The 6,000-nt window shown below is 30.8% G+C and carries 5 protein-coding genes; 2 read left to right on the top strand and 3 right to left on the bottom strand.

The window, feature by feature from the left end; genetic code table 11:
• Positions 1–465 precede the first annotated feature (465 nt).
• Together I7822_RS25710 and I7822_RS25705 are read right to left on the bottom strand one after the other, a co-directional pair.
• The gene (locus I7822_RS25710; RefSeq protein WP_207981916.1) at positions 466–1,026 is read right to left on the bottom strand and encodes a hypothetical protein; all 561 of its coding nucleotides are present in this window, start codon (positions 1,024–1,026) and stop codon (positions 466–468) included.
• A 375-nt stretch (positions 1,027–1,401) separates the two neighbouring features.
• A complete protein-coding gene (locus I7822_RS25705) occupies positions 1,402–1,890 on the bottom strand; it encodes a Spo0E family sporulation regulatory protein-aspartic acid phosphatase (protein ID WP_207981915.1) in 489 nt (162 codons plus the stop codon).
• Positions 1,891–2,324: 434 nt separating this feature from the next.
• Between I7822_RS25705 and I7822_RS30775 the strand changes: the two genes are divergently transcribed.
• Together I7822_RS30775 and I7822_RS25695 are read left to right on the top strand one after the other, a co-directional pair.
• Positions 2,325–2,600, top strand: a complete 276-nt coding sequence (locus I7822_RS30775; RefSeq protein ID WP_207981919.1) for an O-methyltransferase — start codon at positions 2,325–2,327, stop codon at positions 2,598–2,600.
• A gap of 1,226 nt (positions 2,601–3,826) precedes the next feature.
• Complete coding sequence (locus I7822_RS25695; protein ID WP_207981914.1) at positions 3,827–4,606, top strand: Cof-type HAD-IIB family hydrolase; 780 nt, start codon at positions 3,827–3,829, stop codon at positions 4,604–4,606.
• 157 nt (positions 4,607–4,763) lie between these two features.
• Here I7822_RS25695 and I7822_RS25690 read toward each other — a convergent pair whose 3' ends face one another.
• The gene (locus I7822_RS25690; RefSeq protein WP_207981913.1) at positions 4,764–5,723 is read right to left on the bottom strand and encodes a LacI family DNA-binding transcriptional regulator; all 960 of its coding nucleotides are present in this window, start codon (positions 5,721–5,723) and stop codon (positions 4,764–4,766) included.
• Positions 5,724–6,000: the final 277 nt, after the last annotated feature.

Here is a 6,000-nt window from a genome sequence, read left to right as displayed (position 1 = left end):
TAAATTAATCGCTTTTAGCTTAATTTCTTTTGTATAGGTTGTTCTAATTTTCCCCATGAAAAAATCCCCTCCATAGAAGACAGTACAATCCTTTCTTTTTACTGTCCACTATAAGGGGATAATAACACAAGCGAAGATCCTTTTTTATTCTGTGCGCCCAGCATGGATCAATTTATAGGGTGCAAGTCCCGAATCGTGAAGGTAGAAGTAACGGTTAGCAAATAATGAGTGCATTCTTTACATGAAATACTTAATGAGCAATCAAGGCAAAATAAGACAATTTTCACTTTATTTTATTTTGTTCAGATGTTAAATACTGGAATTAACCCCAAGGGATATATTAGGTAAGATCATTAATGGGGTGGCTTTAATTCAATAAGAAGTAAAATACCTATATTGTAGGATTTGAAAGAAAATGCGTAACAAAAGTAATATAGAGTCAGGGATAATATCCCCGACCCATTATTACTTCATTATTGCTAGATCATTTTCATTAATTTTCAAAAACCACTTATAATCTTTAACATTAGATTTAACGATTCCAAAATCAATTATAGAAGGGATAACGTAATCGCCTTTATAAAATATTTTTTCTTTTGTTACTCTTTTTATTGGAATTTTATAAAAGGTTTTTAATGATCGATAAAATAAAGGTTCAAGCAACGTTATTCCATATGTATAGTCATTATCTACAGCGTATGAATAAATAATGTTGAGTATTTTCTTTAAGTTTGAACCCCTATACTTCTTTAACAAAGAAACTTTATCAATCTCAAAAACTTCTGTTGGATTTTGTTTTATCATGTCTAACGAAGAAAAAGGAAATACTTTTTCAGCATTATTTTCTACATTTTCATATGGTATTAATTCAACAGTTCCTATAGGCGACTTTTCTTTGTTATAAATCAAAAACAAAGCCGAATGTGAAGATGTTGATTCAAGCTCAAAGCCTTTTTCTATACAAGCTTCACCCCATAATTTGTTAAATATTTCTTTATCAATTTCAGATGAGACTTTATGATACAAAATACACACTCCTAATAATATTTTACTAGTTTAAAGCATTACTATTGTACTATATGCGTTTATTTTTTTCCATGAATTAACATGAAATTTTTGTTAAGAAAATAAAATTTGAAACTTTTTTATATCGTACTTCGAAAAAAAGTAAAAAAAGAACCTTATTCAGGTCCGAATGGTTTGTCCAAAAATTCTTTAATCTCTTCCGGGTTAAGAGTTTCGACAATAAAACAAATGTTACGACAAAAATATTAATTCTTAAAAAAACAAATTTGATGAACAATTCGCTAAAAGAGTGACTTTTGATAGAAAATGCGCTCAGGAACAAACCGTAGTAAAAATCAAAAAAACGGGAAGATAAGAGACTCCCGTTCAGCAAAATTATACAGCGATAAAATTCCCACAATTAATTTCTTTTAAAGCATTTGGAATTCCCATAAGATTTAATATTTCAAAAGAAGTTTTTGTTGTATGGATTTTCTTTATTGAAATGTTATTATCTCTAACTTCAAGTATTAATAAAATCAATGAGTGAATACCTGAAGTATCAAAAAAGTTAAGTTCACCTAGATCAATATCTATTTCTTGGACTCCTGTCCATTTATGCTTATTAGTTGCTAGATACGACGATAACAATTCCGATGTAATAATATCTAATTCGCCTTCGATTTTAAGAGTAAGAGTGGAACCTTTTTTAATTCCATGAATATTCAATTTGGATATTTTTCGCTTCTGATAATGGGTAATAAAGTGATCAAGTTGTTTACTTTGATGTATAACTTCTTCAGAGGTTAAGGGAGTGTTTAACTTAGCAAATTGGTTTAATTCTTTTCTTTTCTTTTCAAAAACATTTGAAACTGAAAAAAACATTTTTATTCTATCTCCAATTCAGTAAATAAATTTAGGAACAGTAGTATACATACACAGGTGAATATTGCTCTGCCCGTACTAGATACTATCTAAATCTAAAGTAATAGGCAATATGTAATGTGAATGTTAGAAAATTCAATTTTTTTACAGCTATTTTAGAAAAATAATTAATTCATAATAGGAAAATATGATTGTTATATTTAGGATAATGTTATATAGAAATGTTAGTTTAAAGTTATATAGTTATAACGATGTAAATAAGTCTAATAGCTATTTAAAATCACTTGTATTGTCGCAATCCACGTATAACGATTTTGAATCATATTGAGTAACAAAGAAGAAAGCAAAAAACGAACTCTAGAGTCGTTTAATGTCGAAACTCTGTGTAAAATACAATTTATCCAAACTAAACGGTAATAAATGTGACGTCTTAAATCCTTGGTATTATTGGGTTTAGGCATTTCTTTATTATACCAATAAATCACGATAAGGAAAATTATCCGAACTATCTAGATCGTTCAATACGTTTAGCCAATCCTGGTGCATTAATCGTTGGGGATAATGTGTTACAAGCCGGACGTGTATATGACACCTCTTATGTTGATTTACGGACTGAAAACATGCGTGCGTTTATCAACGCATGGCGAATGATCCAAATTTGGAATCGATCATTCTGCCAGTTGGACAAGGATTATCTATCGGCCGTGTAAAGGAAGAAAAATAATAGTGAGTAGGAAGGGTTACCATTGGTTCTTGCTGATGGTAGCCTTTTTTATCTTATATCGTTGATTTTGAATCTAACTATACTAAACTGAACAAAAAATTTATGGGTCAAGTGACTATCGGCTAATCTTAGAATTAGTACGTTCCTTTTCTACAAAAAGTCCAAATTGCCCAAGATAAAATATTTATGTACGACAAGCTTTTTCGACATATACACCAATGAATTAAGAAGACCTCAAATACTTGAAAAAGAAAATACAGATTATGCCATTTTAACTCCATATCAAAGGGGAATTCAAACAGTTAAAGGAGTGGCACAATTTATAGGAAAAGAAATTATAATTGAGAACGATTTTAAAGAACAAGGCTCTGTCTGGAATTCCTGTTAATGATCTTCAGTTAGCTATTTCAAGAGTTTGGGAGGACCAATAAGGTCCTTTTTTTGCATTACACACCATAAATTCCCATTTGATATGGAACGCATTTCATACTTTATATTCAAATCAAATAAAAGAAAGTGAGGTTAAACATTATATGTTTACATTAATTATTCTTTGTTTTGTTCTATTTTCATCTGTTTACTTCAGTTTAAAGGCGACTAAACAATTACCAAAAGTTAAACCATTTAGATCCTTTGAGGATTATTTTATTCAGTACAGAAACTAAAAGTAAATTAAAATATCTATGCCCTTTATAAAATAACTAAAACTTTTGAATTGCATGTCCTATGGAAAGAGAGTTTTTTGAGGGAATATATGAAATTGATATCTAAACAGTATTGGATAAGTTGGAAATCAATAATTCTCCTTGATATGGAATGTATTCAATAAAGAATTTTGTAGGCAAGATCGTTAATAGCTTTTGATCCATGTTTTCACGTTAGTTATAATAAAAATAAAAGAAGTTATATGCCAATATGGTATTTAACTTCTTTTTCTTTGTATTTTTTATGCCCTAAAAGTCTAGTGGAGTCATCTGACAAATTGATACTATTACTAGCAATTTCATATAAACTCTTTTTGGGATAGAACTTGTAGAATGAACTAGTATATTCAGTTTATTATTTGAATGGTGACTAAGAGCAAAGAAGTTGGATAATAAAAAATGTAAGTATTTAATATTAAGAATATTTTAAATTTGGGGAACATGGTGCATGTAAACATATGGAAAACCTAATACTATATTTAGTTTTTACAATGAAAGTAGGGAGAAAATGACTGAACAAAGTATAATTTTTTTTGATATAGATGGTACCTTGCTTACGCATGATAAAGAATTGCCTAACTCAACAAAAGAAGCCATATTCAAGCTAAAGGAAATAGGACATGAAGTAGCAATTGCAACGGGGCGAGCACCCTTTATGTTCGAGGATTTACGAAAGGAATTAGAAATTAACACTTTTGTTAGTTACAATGGTCAATATGTTGTCTTAAGAGGGGAAGTGTTACACACAAACCCATTGAATATTAATGCTCTTGAAAAACTTACAGAGGCAGCTCTTCAAAACAGTCACCCAGTTCTTTTTATGGACCATGAAGACATGAAAGCAAATGTCCCTGAGCATGACTACATTAAAGAAAGTATAAGTACATTAAAAATTGATCGTTTTCCTACTCATGACCCTTCGTATTATAAAGGGCGTGATCTTTATCAAATGCTCCTTTTTTGTCCAGAGGGGGAAGAAGAGCAATATGAAATGGGATTTCAAGAATATGATTTTGTGAGATGGCACCCTGTTTCAGTTGATGTAATGCCAAAGGGAGGATCAAAAGCTAAAGGAATTCAAAAGGTAGTAGATAAACTAGGCTTTTCACCGGAGCGACAATTTGCCTTTGGAGATGGCCTGAACGATATAAAGATGCTTTCATCTGTACCAAACAGTGTAGCGATGGGAAATGCAGAAGAAGAGGTAAAAGCAGTTGCGAAATATGTTACAAAGTCTGTTGAAGAAAACGGGATTTATCATGGTCTTCAGATGGTGGGGTTATTATAACTTTTCAATCTACATACTTAATAAAGCCTAAGGCTGCTTGCCCAATAAATTTTCCTCAGGAATTATATAGAATGATTCAATCAAAATGATCTATAAAACAACTTGAATATAAAAAGAGTGACCCTGCTATCATTTAAGATACAAGGGTCACTCTTTTTTATACGGTTTTTCTTTCAATTAACCTTGCTGGTATTTCTTCATTGGTAATATATTCCTGGAAGGCTTGAATAAATAGTTTTCTTCCTATTTCAACTAATGGAATATCTATCGTTGTAATGTTCATATATTCGGATATTGGCTGATTATCAAATCCAATTAATGCTAATTCATCCGGTATTGATATGTTTTGGTTTTGACAGCAGGTAACAATCCCGGCAGCTACTTGGTCACTTGTCACAAGCAATGCTGATGGAGGGGTATTCATTGTTTTAATTTGGTTGATAACTTGTTCTCCATCTTCAAAATTTAGACAGTCATCAAAAATATATTCCGAATTAAACGGTACATTAATTTTTTTAAGAAAATCTTTATAGGCTAATTCTCTTTGTTGACTATTTGTTCCTGACCTTCTCCCAATGCAATAACCAATTTTGCTATGACCTTTTTTATATAAGTAATCTAATGCAAAAAGGAAGCTTTTATAATGATCAATAAAAGTAGATGACACCTTTTTTCCTCTTGTATCCTCGCATAAGATAATAGAACCATATTGGGTGTATTCATTTATTATGGACCAATCACAAATTCTTGAACATATGATGACTGCATCTATTAGCTTATGTTTTAACATATCCAATGCTTCTATTTCTTTACTCTCCTGGTAATTCGTTTGGAAAAGAACTAGCTTATAATTTTGTTTCAGTGCTTCCTGGGCGATACCTTTTATTAATAAAGTAAAATAAGGATGGTCAGAAAAAGGAAGAACAATACCAATAAGAAGTGTTTTTCCAGTTCTTAGGTGAACTGCATTTATATTTTTTTGATAATTACATTTCTCGATTGCGTTCAAAACTGCTTCCCTTTTGTCATCTTTAACATATGGATGGTCATTTAAAACTCTAGAAACTGTTGTTACAGAAACTCCAGCCATCTTAGCAATATCCCTAATATTTGTCATACTATCACCCTTTCATAACAAAGCTAATTATAAAGAATAGTAAGACGGAATCACCTTAATAGTGAGTGGACTATGTCAATTCTCTATCTTTATCAATAATAAAGTATGAAACGCATTCCATATCAAAGGATAAATTCAACCAATAAAGCGAGACTTATCGGATCTTAACGGGCAGTTATTCCCCACCTATCTTCTTTGCTTCTTTAGAATCTTGAGATGGGGTCTTACTGCCCGTTAAGAATGGGTTAAATTGTAAAATGACTTTATCTTATATTCC

The sequence above is a fragment of the Metabacillus bambusae genome (assembly GCF_017497975.1).
GTDB classification, from domain to species: Bacteria; Bacillota; Bacilli; order Bacillales; family Bacillaceae; genus Metabacillus; species Metabacillus bambusae.
The sequence above is the reverse complement of the archived record's forward strand: the minus strand, read 5'-3'. Positions and strand labels throughout refer to the sequence as shown.

Coding starts and splice junctions, on each gene's coding strand:
- I7822_RS25690 (WP_207981913.1), bottom strand. CDS start 5,723: ATGACAAATATTAGGGATATTGCTAAGATGGCTGGAGTTTCTGTAACA.
- I7822_RS25695 (WP_207981914.1), top strand. CDS start 3,827: ATGACTGAACAAAGTATAATTTTTTTTGATATAGATGGTACCTTGCTT.
- I7822_RS25705 (WP_207981915.1), bottom strand. CDS start 1,890: ATGTTTTTTTCAGTTTCAAATGTTTTTGAAAAGAAAAGAAAAGAATTA.